Source organism: Rufibacter sediminis, assembly GCF_014269285.1.
GTDB lineage: Bacteria > Bacteroidota > Bacteroidia > Cytophagales > Hymenobacteraceae > Nibribacter > Nibribacter sediminis.
Genome location: NZ_JACOAF010000030.1, coordinates 301143 through 315257, shown reverse-complemented (window position 1 = coordinate 315257; position 14115 = coordinate 301143). Strand labels below are relative to the sequence as shown.

Sequence of the window (14115 nt, the reverse complement as noted above, 5' to 3'; positions counted from 1 at the left end):
AATTAATATAGAATATTTAAAATAATCATAATTTGCCTTCTGGTTATCCCAGCTTAAAAAAATAAATACAAAATTTTCTAATTTCCTACTTATGGCCGTTACACCGCAGCAAATACAAAATGCCCAATTAATTCAAAATGCAGCAGCTCAAGATGCAAACCAAACAGTAAGATTAGTAGCTGGCCCAGGCTCTGGAAAATCTTTCGTTATCGAAGGTAAAGTCCTTCATTTATTAAGCATTCAAAACGTAGACCCTAAAAGTATCATAGCCATCTCTTTTACTAGAGCCGCCGCTAAGGATTTAAAGGACAGGATTTACTCACATTGTATAAAAAAGAATCAAGCCAATGTAACTGATATCAGGGTAAGCACACTTCACTCTCTTGCTCTGCATATCCTTAGGAAAACAGGGAATATGGCCCTTTACCCTACGGAACCAGTGATCATGGATAATTGGGAACTTACAGAAATCTTTGATGCTGAATACTCTTGCCTCAATAGTAGCACTAAGACAAGATGCTCTGAAATCAGGCATGATCATGAGGCATTTTGGAGTACTGGTAACTGGAACCCACCTAGCTTACCCGCCATTCCTAATCCGGTAACGGCTCATGAACGGCAGGTCTTTCAATCATTTTACGACTTAAGAACCCAGGCTTATGCATGCGTGCTGCCTGGAGAAGTTATTCGTTCTTGCGTTGATAAAATTAATGCTAATTTAATTGATCCCGTTGCTGAGCTTGGCGTTGAGCATTTAATTGTGGATGAAGTGCAGGATTTGAATCCATGCGATTTCGAATTTATTGACTTGCTAATTCAAAGAGGGGTGAAAGTTTTCATTTCCGGCGATGATGATCAAAGCATTTATTCTTTCAGGTTTGCTTTCCCGCAAGGTATTCAGAATTTTACGACGGTATATCCCAGATCGACAAGCCATGTACTTGTTGACTGCTTTAGATGTACAACTTCAGTTTTAAGTGCTGCTAATAATTTAATATCGACTTATCCATCACCCAATAGAATACCAAAAAATTTAACTTCCGTCTATTCAGCTTCAAATCCAGTAAATAATGGTTTTTTTGCGGCAAATACTTTTACCAGGGCCCGAGATGAAGCTAAATTCATTGCCAATTCATGTCTAGCTCTGATCAATGCCGGTGTTTCCCCCAATGATATTATGGTCCTTATTAATAATAAGAGGGAGCAATTACCTACGATCAAGGCTGAATTCGATTTGCTAAATATTGACTATGACGCCAATAAAAAAGATGAATTTAAAGACAGTTTTCATGGGAGATTTATCTTATCCTTATTAAGGCTTAAAGAAAATCAGGACGACTACTTGGCTTACCGGATAATTTTATGCGCGCCAAATGGAATTGGAATAAGTACATCTTGCGGAATAACGGACAAGGTTATCAACAATTTAATGAATTACAAAGACTTGTTCATAAACCCATTGCCACCTTCCGTTTTCTCAACAAGAGAAACTAAAACTATTAATAAGGCAAAACAAAATATACAGGCAACTTCAAGTTGGGCTCTGACGGATACTGTTAATCAGAGATTGGCGGACATTGATACGCTTCTGCAAAGTAATTTTTCTCAAACAGAAATAAATGACTGGAGAAGCTTCTATAATTTATTACCATCAGGAATTACCCTAGAAGAATTAAAAAATTACTTACAAACAGATTCCCAAGAGGAAAAAGATAATATTTTAAATGCTGTAAACGAAAGAGTGAATGGTGCGAGCCAGCAGGCGCAACAAGTTCAGGGCAAAGTTAAGATAATGTCATTTCATTCATCAAAAGGCTTAAGTGCTAAGGTTGTTTTTATCCCAGGTTTAGAAGAAACCTTGTTCCCCAGCAGACCTGCTATTCAGTCGCCCGGCTTAATTTTAGAATCGGCAAGATTGCTTTATGTGGCCATTACAAGAGCAAAGGCAGCATGCATAGTTTCCCGTGCTGAGTCCAGGCAAATCCATGGCTCAACTGTCAGGCTGCCTGCATCAAGGTTTTGCCAGTCTTTTGGGGTGCCCTTCCAAAGAGCGAGTTCTGCGGGTATTAGTCAGCCTGAGGTACAAACAATTTTGACTTCGATTGCGAACCTATGAACGTCATAACGCTTGAAGAAGAAGCCTTTTATCAACTGGTGGCCAAGACGGTCACCGAGATACAAAAGCGCTTTGGAGCCAAGCAGCGGGACAAATGGATTGACGGCGAGGAAGCCATGCGGCAATTGCGGATCACCAGCAAGACGACATTGCAGAAATTGCGCGACACCGGGGCCATCCGGTATAGCCAGCCGATGCCCAAGGTGATCCTTTATGACTCTGACAGCATTGATGCGTATATTGAAAAACACGTTAGAGAACCATTCTGATGGACGAGGAAAAAGTTGATCCTGTTTTTGTAAAGGCGTTCAATGTCGGCTATTGGCTGGCCAAGGATGACATGGACCAATTCATGGAATTCCAGCGCACCCTTACCGACAAGAAAACGGCCACTTATAAAGGCGTATGGTCTGGATGGCGGGAAGCCGAAAAAGAGCGCCAAAAGGAAGAGCCGGACGCCAGGATTAAAAAGCGCGACCCCAAGAAATAAAATACCTGTTGACATGCTTCCCCGGTATGTTTAGGCTCCCCATTGTGCAACGATAACAATTTGGGAGTTTTCCATGAAATACATTTTTCCAGCCATTGCGCTATTAATCATAGCCCTTTCGCCATTTATTATCGCTTATGCAGTTTTAGTAGGTTAGAATTTAAGCGCGGCCCTGCGCTTTGCTGTTGTTTACCTCCCAAGGGCAACGGCAGAAGATAATCCGGCTTATCGTTGCACCCACCGTAAACCGGGGTATACAGGGCATAATTTCTATTTATTCGGATTGATCACCTTCTTGCACACGGCAATGACCTCTGATTGCCGCGCAGAATACGCAGCAAGGGCCTTGTCCCATCGTGGGCCAGTAAGGTCAGGCTTTGCGGGGTGATCGCACTGTGCGGCCAATTCTGGGTTAATGTGCGGCTTTAGGACCTGGCAACCGGTTAATAGTGTCGCGGATAACAGCAGGAACAGCACATGCAGGGGCTTCCACATATTTTTCAATCTCCACATAAATCGGCTCGTACATTTTACGAACCAAAGCCAATTCTGAAACGGTTTTAACATCATTCTTGGCATCGGCCAGCAGTTGCCGGGCTTGGGCTTCGTTTTTTTCCTGCCTGGCGCCGTGCCATGTGCCGAGCTTATAGGCCACCGGCGCGGTAAGCAGCACAGCCAGCGTTGCGGCCGCTATTGGTTGCCAGTATTTAAGAAGAAACATTGATGTCACCCTCTGCCTTGATATTGACGTCCTTAATCTCCGGGGTAACCGGAGATGTCTTTTTCGTTACCGTAGTTTCCTCAACCACACTAGAACGGGGGCGCGCAAAACTTGAATTATTGAAGGCTCCGCCCAGAACGAGCATGGCGTGAGTTCCACCCACAGCCGCTAAAAGAGCCTCAATGATATTGACGATGAAGCTATCAGCACCATTTGTCAGCACACGAATAATGATGATTCCAACAAAGCAAATGAGGATATAAGATCCGCGCCGGACAGTGGGAAAATCAAATTCGCCCATTATTTCACCAACTCAAAATGCGGAGCATCGAAAAAGGTATGATCCAGCGTTTGACCGTCGCCATCCCAATCCATGCCCCAGCGAATAGGAATCCCCAGTTCTTTTGCGGCCGAGAACATTGCGCCGGCGATCATCCCAAAACGGATGCACTCGCGCCAGTCGCCCTTATTCACCCTTGCCATGTCGACTGGATAAGGATAAAGGTCAACCGCATGGCCGTAGCCATCGGATTGCTTCAGGTGCTTGCTGGCCATCGTTTTGGAAAAACCACCCTTGAATAATTCGGTTTGCCGTTCCAGGCTGCGCAATCCTTCATTAACGGAAAAATCGGTTGATGAACGCTTAAGGGCGTATTCCACGACAAGCACCATGTCAGGGTGTACGCCTTTTAAACGGTCGATGGATTTTGGGCTAAATATGTGGGTCATTTATCGGCCTTTCTGTCAAGTTTTTCCCCTAAGCGGTGAAGCATTTCCTTGATCTCCGCGAAGTCCTCTTTAATTTCCTCGCGGGACACATACTTTCCCGCTGCATTTTCCCGATAGGCTGAAAAAAGGGATTCCCCTTCTTTTACCCTTACCTCAAGCCTTTCAATCTTTTTTTCCTGTTGATTATACAGAACCCCGATGAGGCCAAGAAAGGCAGTAAGCACCCACTCCCAAAGGTTCTCCATAATGCTCATAGGAAATTCCTTTAGGTTGCAGTTTCTTCGGAAGGCATATTTTCAAGCTGGGCTTTCAATTGATCCAGCTGGGCAATAATTTCTTCTTTTGAAAGAGGCGTTGCGGCCGGGATTTCAGGGTATTCCGAAATTTTAACTTTCGACTTTTTCAGAGAGGCCCATTCTTCTGGTTTATCTGCCTTGCTCAAAAGAACAGCGCCGACCTCTTCCGTTACTGCTTCCACGGCTGTATGGTCAGGGTTTGCATATCGGGCTGAAATAAAGGTCAAGGTCATGCTGCAATTTCCTCAAGAGTTAGGGTCCATTTTGAAGAGCCGTTAAAGAACATCCCCACCCCATTTACCCCGTTAAGATGAACTGTAAATGTTGGTTGGCCCCGGCCTACACGAACACTAAAGGTTTTTGCGGTGGTTACGCCTGGCGTATAGACCAAATCAAAGGCTACTGACATTATGTACCCCGCTGCCGGAGCCGTGATTGCCGTTGTTTTCAAGGCATCCGACCCGCCGTCAAACAAAGCGATAACTGTTGACACGCCACCAACATCAGTTGAAAACATGCCGCTAACAGTAGCGCGAATTTTATTTGTTGTCTTTTTGGGTGTGATAGTTGCGCTGAGGATTTCCACGCCTTCAGTGATCTGCGGTTTACTGTTATCAAGCGGAATCTGCGCCAAAGTAGTGCCGTATGTAGAGTATTCCGCATAGGCGAGATCAACCAGTTTCCCACCTTGGCCCGGCTGCAATGCCGTATCAGCCTTAGCGCCCTGCGCGGACGTGGCATAATCTGATGGATTGCCGAAATCATCAATTGCATCAGAAAGCAGGTCGATTAGCTCAACGATTTCATCCAGAGCCGCCTGAACGGTTCCGGCGGCTAATCCGCTTGAATTGTTATCATAAAGCACACTCAAGGCATCCGAGGATGTAATATCTTTCCAGTCGGCGCCAGGTGGTTCGCTTCCCGTATTATCGGCCAAAGCAATATAAACTACACCATTATGGCTGACAATGTTATTGGTCAGGTACGCATTATCTTCATCCCATAAGGCGATGCCGTTTTGCAGGATGTGATTGATTTTCTGCATAACAGTATTTTGCAGCCAATTCATTACCTGGAAGGAAGGACGTTCACCCGATTGCCAGCCAAGGTCTTTTTTTGCAGTATTCGGTTCTGATTTTGCCCCGGAGGCTGCCCATGCGTCTAAAAACTTACTGTTGCCGATTTCAATTGTCATAGCTTGATATACACCGTTCCGCCGATAATATATGGAGGCATGTTGTTATGGGCCTCACCACCTCCGGTTTCTCCGGTGGTAAGTGTACCCGGAGCGTCCGGCGTACTTCCAAACCCGGATGTAGCCCTATTGCCACCGAATTTGCCGTCAATCTCGTGATCGTGCGGAGGCATTTCCTCGATCGTCAGGACGTGTTTTTCTGCACCGCCTGTGGCTCCCAGCACATTCCCATTGGAAATCCTGCCGCTGTTAGTACCGCCCATACCATCAACTGCAAAGAAAGCTCGGTTTTTAGAATCAGGCAGGGTCAGCCGTTTTAATGCGGCATAATCATTCTCAGCACTCGTGCCGCGACCGCCAGAAATAACCAAGTTGGGATCTTCATTCCACAAGTGGATATAAAGCGCCTCTGTATCATCATCCTCGCGCTCAGTCGCGCCAGAGCCAGGTGCCCCAATTGTCTTGCCGTTAAAGCGAACCCATCCTTCGTGTTCACCGACGCTATAACGCCACTTCAGGTCACCTGTAGAAAATCCGGTGGATTGAACGAGTGAGCGGAAACCGCGCGCACCGGTTTCGTCTGTTCCGTAAATTTTATTAGGACCGGGTTCAGCAATATCACCGACAAGCTGATAAGCCCCGTCATTAATTTCAATGGAATTTTTAGGGGTGACTGGCCCAATGGCTTGCCAATTATTATTGGGAGGCTGGCTATTTATATTGCCCTGTTTGGCGCGGTAAATAATGCCGTTTCGCTGCGTGATGTTGTTAAGCAGGTATTCAGTGTTTGCATTCCATGCAGGGATGCCGTTTTGCAGGATATGATTGATTGCCCGGCCCATGATGTTCTGAACCCAGTTCATATATTCATGAGGCGGTTGCTCCCCTAAATCCCAACCATTGTTTTTCTTGGCAAGGCTCGGCTCAACTATTGTGCCTTCTGCGGCCCATGTGTCGAGCAGGTCACTTGTGCCGATTTCTTTTGTCAAGATTTTCTCCATGAAAAAAGCCGCCCAACCAGTTACGGTCAAGCGGCTTGGGTTTTCCAATACCTATATTTTGGCAGTATGTATCAATGCCGGGATTTAGTCAATAACCAGAGTTGCAAACACCCCGCCTACGTCCGGGTCATTCAAGTCACCAAAACCGCCATTTCTGTTATCGCCGGTAAACCCAAAGGTATTAGGGTCATTTGAATAGGATAAATCACCCATACGGACACCGGCCGCTAAAGGAAAAGTGGCGTTGATAATCTGCCTCTCCTGCTTGCCAAGCGGCCGGGCAATGCTTATGTCGATGTATCCAATACCCTCAATAATGCTGGAATCCGCACCGAAAACAAATTCTGCGTAACGGTGCATATCCTCCAGGGTGGCGTGGGTCGTATTGGAAATGATTTTTGCCCGTAAAATAAAGCGGTATTGCTCATCCGAATAGCGTTGATTGTTTAACGGCTCAAGCCCGATAAAATATCCGCCAATTTCTGTTTTCTGAATATCAGTGAACCCTTTTCCGAGATCATCAGGGTTTTCGTAGGTAAAAACATCTTCTGGATCAGGGTCAGTATAAGGGCGGTCCAAAACGACGATTTTACCTATAATATCCAGATTTACACCCTTGGCTGTGTCCAGTCCCCGTTCATTCAAAAGATTTACCGTTTCATTATCCACGGCTTGAAGTTCGGCCGCGAAACTGGAAATAAAGCCATTCAGGTTGGTCGAGCCTTTATATTGCTCGATCAGCAAGTCTTTGGCTTGTTTCACCCGGTCTGCCATTAAATCACCGTGATATTTATGTTTGCGGTATCTGAAATAATGATTTCGTCAACGTCCACGGATATGGAAGCCTCACTGGCAGGGTTTGGTTCAGTACCAATTAAAAGTTCCGTGACTTCAAATCCGGGAACACTATTGATAGGAGTGAACAGCCGCGAGTATCGCAGCCCTTCCCCAATGCTCATATTGGATGATGCCCACGCGGTAATCGCAGCTTTTATCTGGTCAACCGCATCCAGAGGGTAGCCCTCCAAGGGTTTGATGGTCATGTCGATATAAAGGTCGATTTCTTGCGGACGCTCAAATCTTACATCATACGTCTGACCGTTTACGGCTTCATATTCCACCAGAGTATCGCCATAAGTACCGATGCCCCCGGCCTTCGTCCGATAAAGAATATCGGCAATCACATCGTCGTCACCCCCTTGGACAATAGCCCATATATGCTGGGGCGGCACACCGTGTTCATCCACGCTCCCGCTATCATTCTCAATTACAACCGCGGACTGGATATTGCTTACTTGCAGGAGTTTTGACCGTATCGCGTCAACGGTTCCGGTCGCCGGATAGGAAACGGATTGGCGGCGTCTCAATCGCAATTCAGGATCAGTTTCGATGTTCCGGCCTGTTACCCCATCGCCTGGGTTCATTACGCTTGTCCAGCCGGCCACAGGGGTTTGAATGACGCTTAATGTTCCAGCAGGCACGAACTTGGCGCCCGGCTCTTTTGCGACAAATACCCCCATGCTTCCGGTATTGGAAATCGTCAGATTGGCTGAGACGCTCAACGTAAACGGCTCCCCGGCCAATACCACCTGTTGCTGGACATTGACTTGCGAGAATACAGGCTCGTCGGCCAATTCAGCAGCCAGTGCAAGCAGAATATCGTCTTTTGTCGCCACCGCCCCACTGGTAACCGTGTAATCTGTTCCGTTGACGGTAATAGTGTAATCCGTGGTGTTCGAAACCGTATTGACCGTAACCAACGCTCTGGCAAGATTATTAAGGCTGATAGTAACCGGGCTTGCCAGCAAATAAATATCTTCTGTCTGTGTATTGCGCGCTTCGGAATTAATAGGAATGACAGTGCCAACAGCACCATAAAGTACCGCATCCACCTCCGTGGAGGTGGCCGGAATTCGGGTAACACCCGTAAGCGCCGCTAGGCTATCCAGCGATACGCCTTCGGCATAATCTGGGTCAAATGACAGGTAAACGTTTTCCAGTTCCTCCCAAAGATCGGAAATCGGCAGGGTCAGCACCCCCACAATTTGACCAAGAACACTTTCGGCACGAAGGTCAATTTCGTTGCCCAGAACGGTTTTTAATGCGTTTTCGATTTCAAGTTTTATGTCGGTGAAGCTTTTTCTTTTAAAGCCGTATCGTGTCAACCCAGCCATTATATTTCCTCACTCATGCTCACCATCCCATAGATGGTCTTTACCTTGAAATCAATATAAAGGCTTCTGATAGGATTGTCATAGGATAAATTGAACGCCACAAGTTCGGTCACCCCAGGCGTTTCAAGAATAGTTGCCTTAAACATACTCTCCACCGTGTTGCGGTCAGGTGCCTTTTTCAGAATGTACTGGTAATAGGGAACGCCATCCGTTACATCCAGATACCATTCACCCATGAAAAATAAAAGTGACTGCTTGAGCCTTTGCTGCATAAGCGGGATGCCATCCGCCAGCGACAAATCGTAATGGGTCACAACCAGGTCATGGCTTACAGGGTCAAGCATAAGGTCCATTATTCAGTATCTCCCAACACGCCAAGCTGCTGAATAGGCACATCAGTAGGACCACCCTCGTCATTTTCCGGGTGCGTGTGGATATTGTAAATCTGACGGATATGGTTGAACGTGCCGTATTCGTCATCCAGATCGTAAATGTCACCCTTGACGCGCAAATTTCCGGTCATGCGCACCTCCGGGGAATCAACCGTGACCTTAACCGGGCTTTTCATGTTAATCTGGCCGTCTGATGTTATCTCGATTTCGGCGCCAGCATATGTCAGCAGGACATCTTCGTTATTTTTCGCTTTAGTACCCAATGCAAACGGAATTAAACCCGGAATTGCCACCGCGTCATTGAGGCTGTGCATTCGGTTGTCGTCCTGATTGACTGTGCCCCCGGAATTGGTCCAGGCATCGATCGAACGGTCACAGAACAAGAGCAATACCGTGTCGCCACTCACAACCGGGAAAGTCAGGCTTGCCCCGCCAGAGCGCGGAAAAACCACGGGTACGTTATTAATGACCGGGAATTCGGAAATTCTGCCATCGGCATACCTGCGGTTGATAAGCGGCTTGACAGAGGCTTTCTGGGTTTTGAAGTCATACTCAACAATTGCGGCCGGCATGGCAACGCGTACATCGGCAAGCCTGCTGGTCATGGCCTGGCGTAATAGATCCGATAGGTTGTCTTTATCGCTCATACGCTTTTTACCTCAATCTCACTGAACCAATCGTTGCCGCGTGTATCCCCATAATGCCTTACTTTTTCGATTTTAAACAGCCCTTTCGCCTGTTTGGACACAAGATCAACCAATGAACCCGGTGTAAGGCGTGGATTCAACAAACTGGTGATTTTCCATTCCAGCGGATTTTGGAGCGCTTCATCAAACTCGCCTTCTTGATCAATCAATCGTTCCGGCGTGTTGACAAGCCCTGTTTCCGGGGATAGCAGCACAGCGGCTCGGCCAGTATTCCCATCTTTGGGGATAATCTGAATTTCACCATTCACCACCGACCACTTGTAGCCAAATCGCCGGGTTAATTCATCCAGCGCGTCTTTTGCCCTGCCGTTAAAACTGTACCCTTGATAGCTGCCCTTAATATCAAAGTTCAGGCGAAGGGGAAAACCAAGTTCATTCGCAAGGCGTGTGACAATGACATTGGCTGGGGTGTTATTCCCATAGGAAAAACTTGTTCGCGTTTCCCGCAAAGAACGCTGGCCATCCTGCGCCTCAATTTGCGTCACGATGTCCGGCGTATCCCATGAATTGATAATGCGCTGAGAATTGCCTACGAAAAGAAGCACCGAGCCCAAATCTCCCTCATATCCAGCAAAAAGGCGGACCAATGCATCCTTCTCCCGCATTTTAGACCGGGTGACATCCGAAAGGTTGGTTATCTTGATTTCTGCCTTATTGGGGGTGCTGTTATTGGTTTGCTCAATCTGAAATTCGATGCGAAGGTCACGGACGCGTAAAACCTCGCCCGTTTTAAGCTCTATATCGACAGAGGCTGCGCGATTATAAAACGTCATGCTTCATAAACCAGAAATACATTTGTGCCGATGTCATTACGGCCGATCTTCGTGATGCCGGGCGCGGCTTCAACTGCAAAGATGCTTCCTGGCGGAAGCCGCGGATCACGATAGCGCATCAAAATATCAGTGTTTAAAACGATTTTTTGCCCAATAAGCAGGGGTGCATCGTTTTTGTCGTGAATATCCATAGTCCAGAAGCCGCGTTCACTGTTCCATCTCCCTCGGATGCTGAAAATCTCACCGGATAAACGTATATCCTGAGTAAAGTCGGCCAGATCGCGCCAGGGAATAATTTGCGTCATTGAATAATATCCAGTAAAAGTGACCGCTTGACTTTGGCTTTTTCTTCCTGGGCGGGGGTGGCATTCGTTGCTTCCTGCCTACCCAAATCCTTATTGCCGGCAACCTTATCTTTTTTGTCAGCTGCGGCTTTTTCGGAGGCAACCCCAATGACCTGAGAAGAAACTTTTCGGGCCTCTTTAAAGGATGCTGAAAATTGCAGCCTGCCGCCTGTTTTCTGGTCACGCGGAAAAGACAAGGACTGGATAACCATGTCGGTATAGATCTTCAATCCCGTCACCAGCGTAACAATATCCCGTGTTTTATACAGGCTTACCAGCTGATCATAAGCCTCGATACGGCGGTCCGACAAACCTCCCAAATTGCCGAAAAATATGACCGGGGATGATGTAATTTCCCCTTCGATAGTGACTTCCCGCGGTTCCTCATAAACATGATCGGTGACAAAACCACCGGATTCAATCGGGTGCGTCGTCACATTGGCCAAATATTGATGGCTCTCATTAACCGTGGCATCCAGAGTAACGGCACCGATCGACGCCCTGCGCCCCGGTACTTGCGAAAAGAGGATGGAAAGCGGATCAGCCATTATTCAACCTCCGGGAAGTTGTTCAGGGCAGAGCGGTATTCTGATTGAAAGGCTTCCTTTGTTTTGCGGGTGATCAGGCCGGAAATGTAGTCAGCCTGCTCCTTGTTTGTTCCGGGTGGAACCGTAAGAGAAATTTGCTGATTGAAAACGGGTGAATTATTGATGCTGCGTCCCATTGAAGCCCCAGAATAACTAATTCCGCCAAAATTCCCAGCATTCGCCGCGCCGCTTATCGCATTGTGAAAACCCTGGGCAAAATCGACATAATCTAAATCTGCACCCAGCTTGCGTGCCAGCCTGATAAGCTTGTTCAAATTATCTTCCAGATTTTTAAGCGGCCATGTCAGTACATCGGCAAAGAACCGTCTGAATTCATCCCACTTACTAACCAACTTGCCGACCACGGATTCATTTCCACGATAGAAGTTCCACAAATCCTCAATCAACAATGCAAGCAAAGCCGCGATTGCTATGATGGGCAAAGACAACATAGCAGCCCGAAGGATAGGCATCAATTCAGCCAAGGCGTAACTCGCCGTAAATGCTAACCCAAGATACCTTATAAGCGAAATAAATCCGGCAATCATGGCTCCTATTTTAACAAGGGCAAATGCCCCTAAAGCCGAACCAAGAACCCCGATAATTCTTTCCCATCCGCCCATGCTTTTAGCCGTGTCATTTATCAAGCGGATCAATTTTGTAAGGTGCTTAATGACCCAAACTACCAATTTCAAAATTTCAGAAAGACCCGTTATGAGCGTTTTGAAGGATTCTTTAAAATCTCGCGATTCCACAATTTCCCGCAAGGCGTCGTACACATCAACCAGGCCATCCATTGCGTTTTCTTCTTTGGAAACCTGATAGATGACCTTTTTGAAGGCATTGACTAAACGCATCCGGCTTTGTGCCTGCCGGTTAGCGAGCTTTGCATATTCTTTGTCGATCTCGGATGCCTGGCCAAGCAAGGCATCCATAATTTTTTGTGTCGTAAAAAAGCCCTTTTCGGCAAGTCCTTTCATCTTTTCCGGCGCAACGTTCAGCCCGGCCAGAATGGCCTCCATCAAACGCGGCGCTTGTTCCAGAACAGAATTTAATTCTTCACCGCGCAATACGCCGGATTGCAAGCCTTGGCCCAACTGGAATAATGCAGCCTGTGCGCCGGGGCTGGAAGCATCACCTGATACGACCAGTGCCTTTTGAATGGCCTCGGTTACTTTTAAATTTTGCGCTTGAACGTAACCAAATCGCCGTGTCGATCTTGTCAGCCGAATAAACAAGTCAGCACCCGCGTTATAGGCTGTACCTGTTTTCTGAGCAATATTATAAACGCCCTCTTGCGCCGTTCTCAGCTCGTTCATGCCATTAGTGACAAGACCTAAACGGCTTTCCAGCGCGGTATACTCATCCACGATTTTTGAACCAACACCTGTCAATACTACAGCGGATGCAAGTGCGGCTTTCCCCATAGCAACAAGGCCAGTTTTGATGCCGCTCACGGTGCGATCAAAATTTTTGGCCTTTCTATCGGCCTCAGTGGAATTGAAACCAAGCTTGAATATGAGTTCACGCACCAGCATTTTTTCTACCCGCTTCCTCTATATCAGCCCGCATATCCAAAAGAGCATTAGCCCGTGCCACATCATCCAGCGACCAGTTTGTTTCCAGTTCGTGAAGTGTTGCCACGCCTTCCAAAACCAATCGCCAGGCTGGAAATTCAGCATCCAGTTCAGGGTCAAGCGTACCCGGTAACTTTACTTGGCGGCGCTGGCTTCGGCTTGGCTTCCAATACTTCTTGCTTGTTCCAGCGCCCCCATAAAACCCCCGTAATTTACCTCAAGAATGAACAGTAAAGCCTTGCCCATTTCCATGTAATTCCCGGCATAGGCCATGTTAAAGCCGCTTTCGTTCATTTCCTTGCGGTCCCGGTGCGTACTGGAAAACAATTGCAGCAACAGATTTGGCGTGGCTTCTTCGTCGAGATTTTCGACAATGCCGGCCACGACTTTGGAAACATCCATATCCATGACGCTGCCAGTAGTAGCTGCATGGCCGATGCCGTCGCCCAAGAGTTTGCCGATTTTCACCGCGAGACGCATTCCTTTTAGAGCAGGGAATTGTGTCACCTGGTATTCGTGCCCATCAATGGTTTTTTCTTTGGTTTCCAACATTACGAGGCCGCTCCACTAAAAGAATTACCACCAATGAAGATATCCATTTGCCCCACAGCGATTACCCATTCCCGGTCCTCGACTTCTTTGGAATAGGCAAGGTCAGGGAAGCGTTGCACCCAAGCTGCCTGGGCAAATACAAGGGTACGCCCAGAGCCGATTTCTTTAATCATCAGAGGGAACACGCCGGAATCACTGACTTGATCAGCGGCTACGAAGGTGCTCAAAACATCATTCGTACTGGATGTCTGCTTGAGCGTCAGCGTTACGGTTGCCGACTTGTTATTGGAACGGGCCCGGCTTGCCTCCCCGTCAGCGCCAATCGTTTTGGTATACAGATCCTCATCAGGCGCCACGGAAATAAATGTTCCATCGGTAAAACCGGAGGCAGGAGTGCCGCCCAGGATAACCTGCACATTTTTTGGATCATACGTTTTTACACCGGCCATTATTTACTCCTG

20 protein-coding genes are annotated in these 14115 nt (G+C 47.2%); 3 read left to right on the top strand and 17 right to left on the bottom strand.

The window, feature by feature from the left end; genetic code table 11:
* Window positions 1-91 precede the first annotated feature (91 nt).
* Genes H7U12_RS13360 through H7U12_RS13350 form a run of 3 tightly spaced genes read left to right on the top strand, consistent with a single transcriptional unit; the run spans window position 92 to window position 2606 of the window.
* Window positions 92-2116, top strand: a complete 2025-nt coding sequence (locus tag H7U12_RS13360) for an ATP-dependent helicase (protein WP_186638732.1) — start codon at window positions 92-94, stop codon at window positions 2114-2116.
* Complete coding sequence (locus H7U12_RS13355) at window positions 2113-2385, top strand: helix-turn-helix domain-containing protein (protein WP_186638730.1); 273 nt, start codon at window positions 2113-2115, stop codon at window positions 2383-2385. The genes H7U12_RS13360 and H7U12_RS13355 overlap by 4 nt, the downstream gene beginning before the upstream one ends.
* The gene (locus H7U12_RS13350; RefSeq protein ID WP_186638728.1) at window positions 2385-2606 is read left to right on the top strand and encodes a hypothetical protein; all 222 of its coding nucleotides are present in this window, start codon (window positions 2385-2387) and stop codon (window positions 2604-2606) included. Before H7U12_RS13355 ends, H7U12_RS13350 begins: the two co-directional genes overlap by 1 nt.
* 412 nt (window positions 2607-3018) lie before the next feature.
* Here H7U12_RS13350 and H7U12_RS13345 read toward each other — a convergent pair whose 3' ends face one another.
* The 17 genes from H7U12_RS13345 to H7U12_RS13265 all read right to left on the bottom strand — a co-directional run bounded on the left by H7U12_RS13345 (window position 3019) and on the right by H7U12_RS13265 (window position 14103).
* Complete coding sequence (locus tag H7U12_RS13345; RefSeq protein ID WP_186638726.1) at window positions 3019-3327, bottom strand: hypothetical protein; 309 nt, start codon at window positions 3325-3327, stop codon at window positions 3019-3021.
* The gene (locus H7U12_RS13340; protein WP_186638724.1) at window positions 3314-3628 is read right to left on the bottom strand and encodes a hypothetical protein; all 315 of its coding nucleotides are present in this window, start codon (window positions 3626-3628) and stop codon (window positions 3314-3316) included. The genes H7U12_RS13345 and H7U12_RS13340 overlap by 14 nt, the downstream gene beginning before the upstream one ends.
* Window positions 3628-4056, bottom strand: coding sequence for a M15 family metallopeptidase (locus H7U12_RS13335; RefSeq protein WP_186638722.1), 429 nt, complete (start codon window positions 4054-4056; stop codon window positions 3628-3630). Before H7U12_RS13335 ends, H7U12_RS13340 begins: the two co-directional genes overlap by 1 nt.
* Window positions 4053-4310, bottom strand: a complete 258-nt coding sequence (locus H7U12_RS13330) for a hypothetical protein (protein WP_186638720.1) — start codon at window positions 4308-4310, stop codon at window positions 4053-4055. Before H7U12_RS13330 ends, H7U12_RS13335 begins: the two co-directional genes overlap by 4 nt.
* A gap of 11 nt (window positions 4311-4321) precedes the next feature.
* Window positions 4322-4585 carry a hypothetical protein gene (locus tag H7U12_RS13325; protein WP_186638718.1) on the bottom strand — a complete coding sequence of 88 codons (264 nt, stop codon included), beginning with the start codon at window positions 4583-4585 and terminating at the stop codon, window positions 4322-4324.
* Window positions 4582-5547 (bottom strand): hypothetical protein, encoded by a 966-nt coding sequence (locus tag H7U12_RS13320; protein WP_186638715.1) that lies wholly within the window; start codon window positions 5545-5547, stop codon window positions 4582-4584. Before H7U12_RS13320 ends, H7U12_RS13325 begins: the two co-directional genes overlap by 4 nt.
* Window positions 5544-6578, bottom strand: a complete 1035-nt coding sequence (locus H7U12_RS13315) for a hypothetical protein (RefSeq protein ID WP_186638713.1) — start codon at window positions 6576-6578, stop codon at window positions 5544-5546. Before H7U12_RS13315 ends, H7U12_RS13320 begins: the two co-directional genes overlap by 4 nt.
* 54 nt (window positions 6579-6632) lie before the next feature.
* The gene (locus H7U12_RS13310) at window positions 6633-7322 is read right to left on the bottom strand and encodes a DUF2612 domain-containing protein (RefSeq protein ID WP_186638711.1); all 690 of its coding nucleotides are present in this window, start codon (window positions 7320-7322) and stop codon (window positions 6633-6635) included.
* Window positions 7322-8722, bottom strand: a complete 1401-nt coding sequence (locus H7U12_RS13305) for a baseplate J/gp47 family protein (protein ID WP_186638709.1) — start codon at window positions 8720-8722, stop codon at window positions 7322-7324. The genes H7U12_RS13310 and H7U12_RS13305 overlap by 1 nt, the downstream gene beginning before the upstream one ends.
* Window positions 8722-9066, bottom strand: coding sequence for a hypothetical protein (locus H7U12_RS13300; protein ID WP_186638707.1), 345 nt, complete (start codon window positions 9064-9066; stop codon window positions 8722-8724). Before H7U12_RS13300 ends, H7U12_RS13305 begins: the two co-directional genes overlap by 1 nt.
* A gap of 8 nt (window positions 9067-9074) precedes the next feature.
* The gene (locus tag H7U12_RS13295) at window positions 9075-9761 is read right to left on the bottom strand and encodes a Gp138 family membrane-puncturing spike protein (protein WP_186638705.1); all 687 of its coding nucleotides are present in this window, start codon (window positions 9759-9761) and stop codon (window positions 9075-9077) included.
* Window positions 9758-10594: a phage protein gene (locus H7U12_RS13290; RefSeq protein ID WP_186638703.1), complete on the bottom strand. Its 837-nt coding sequence runs from the start codon at window positions 10592-10594 to the stop codon at window positions 9758-9760. The genes H7U12_RS13295 and H7U12_RS13290 overlap by 4 nt, the downstream gene beginning before the upstream one ends.
* Entirely contained in the window at window positions 10591-10899 is a 309-nt protein-coding gene (locus tag H7U12_RS13285) for a phage baseplate plug family protein (protein WP_186638701.1), read from the bottom strand. The genes H7U12_RS13290 and H7U12_RS13285 overlap by 4 nt, the downstream gene beginning before the upstream one ends.
* Window positions 10896-11486, bottom strand: coding sequence for a phage baseplate protein (locus tag H7U12_RS13280; protein WP_186638699.1), 591 nt, complete (start codon window positions 11484-11486; stop codon window positions 10896-10898). The genes H7U12_RS13285 and H7U12_RS13280 overlap by 4 nt, the downstream gene beginning before the upstream one ends.
* On the bottom strand, window positions 11486-13063 hold the full coding sequence (locus H7U12_RS13275; RefSeq protein WP_186638697.1) for a tape measure protein: 1578 nt from the start codon (window positions 13061-13063) through the stop codon (window positions 11486-11488). The genes H7U12_RS13280 and H7U12_RS13275 overlap by 1 nt, the downstream gene beginning before the upstream one ends.
* 174 nt (window positions 13064-13237) lie before the next feature.
* Complete coding sequence (locus H7U12_RS13270) at window positions 13238-13654, bottom strand: phage tail assembly chaperone (protein ID WP_186638695.1); 417 nt, start codon at window positions 13652-13654, stop codon at window positions 13238-13240.
* Window positions 13654-14103 carry a phage structural protein gene (locus H7U12_RS13265; protein WP_186638693.1) on the bottom strand — a complete coding sequence of 150 codons (450 nt, stop codon included), beginning with the start codon at window positions 14101-14103 and terminating at the stop codon, window positions 13654-13656. The genes H7U12_RS13270 and H7U12_RS13265 overlap by 1 nt, the downstream gene beginning before the upstream one ends.
* Window positions 14104-14115: the final 12 nt, after the last annotated feature.

What these genes read in the sequence shown, in the direction of transcription:
- H7U12_RS13285 (WP_186638701.1), bottom strand. Translation starts at nt 10,899, where the DNA reads ATGACGCAAATTATTCCCTGGCGCGATCTGGCCGACTTTACTCAGGAT.
- H7U12_RS13290 (WP_186638703.1), bottom strand. Translation starts at nt 10,594, where the DNA reads ATGACGTTTTATAATCGCGCAGCCTCTGTCGATATAGAGCTTAAAACG.
- H7U12_RS13310 (WP_186638711.1), bottom strand. Translation starts at nt 7,322, where the DNA reads ATGGCAGACCGGGTGAAACAAGCCAAAGACTTGCTGATCGAGCAATAT.
- H7U12_RS13335 (WP_186638722.1), bottom strand. Translation starts at nt 4,056, where the DNA reads ATGACCCACATATTTAGCCCAAAATCCATCGACCGTTTAAAAGGCGTA.
- H7U12_RS13295 (WP_186638705.1), bottom strand. Translation starts at nt 9,761, where the DNA reads ATGAGCGATAAAGACAACCTATCGGATCTATTACGCCAGGCCATGACC.
- H7U12_RS13275 (WP_186638697.1), bottom strand. Translation starts at nt 13,063, where the DNA reads ATGCTGGTGCGTGAACTCATATTCAAGCTTGGTTTCAATTCCACTGAG.
- H7U12_RS13305 (WP_186638709.1), bottom strand. Translation starts at nt 8,722, where the DNA reads ATGGCTGGGTTGACACGATACGGCTTTAAAAGAAAAAGCTTCACCGAC.
- H7U12_RS13325 (WP_186638718.1), bottom strand. Translation starts at nt 4,585, where the DNA reads ATGACCTTGACCTTTATTTCAGCCCGATATGCAAACCCTGACCATACA.
- H7U12_RS13340 (WP_186638724.1), bottom strand. Translation starts at nt 3,628, where the DNA reads ATGGGCGAATTTGATTTTCCCACTGTCCGGCGCGGATCTTATATCCTC.
- H7U12_RS13270 (WP_186638695.1), bottom strand. Translation starts at nt 13,654, where the DNA reads ATGTTGGAAACCAAAGAAAAAACCATTGATGGGCACGAATACCAGGTG.
- H7U12_RS13330 (WP_186638720.1), bottom strand. Translation starts at nt 4,310, where the DNA reads ATGAGCATTATGGAGAACCTTTGGGAGTGGGTGCTTACTGCCTTTCTT.
- H7U12_RS13265 (WP_186638693.1), bottom strand. Translation starts at nt 14,103, where the DNA reads ATGGCCGGTGTAAAAACGTATGATCCAAAAAATGTGCAGGTTATCCTG.
- H7U12_RS13300 (WP_186638707.1), bottom strand. Translation starts at nt 9,066, where the DNA reads ATGCTTGACCCTGTAAGCCATGACCTGGTTGTGACCCATTACGATTTG.
- H7U12_RS13320 (WP_186638715.1), bottom strand. Translation starts at nt 5,547, where the DNA reads ATGACAATTGAAATCGGCAACAGTAAGTTTTTAGACGCATGGGCAGCC.
- H7U12_RS13345 (WP_186638726.1), bottom strand. Translation starts at nt 3,327, where the DNA reads ATGTTTCTTCTTAAATACTGGCAACCAATAGCGGCCGCAACGCTGGCT.
- H7U12_RS13350 (WP_186638728.1), top strand. Translation starts at nt 2,385, where the DNA reads ATGGACGAGGAAAAAGTTGATCCTGTTTTTGTAAAGGCGTTCAATGTC.
- H7U12_RS13355 (WP_186638730.1), top strand. Translation starts at nt 2,113, where the DNA reads ATGAACGTCATAACGCTTGAAGAAGAAGCCTTTTATCAACTGGTGGCC.
- H7U12_RS13360 (WP_186638732.1), top strand. Translation starts at nt 92, where the DNA reads ATGGCCGTTACACCGCAGCAAATACAAAATGCCCAATTAATTCAAAAT.
- H7U12_RS13280 (WP_186638699.1), bottom strand. Translation starts at nt 11,486, where the DNA reads ATGGCTGATCCGCTTTCCATCCTCTTTTCGCAAGTACCGGGGCGCAGG.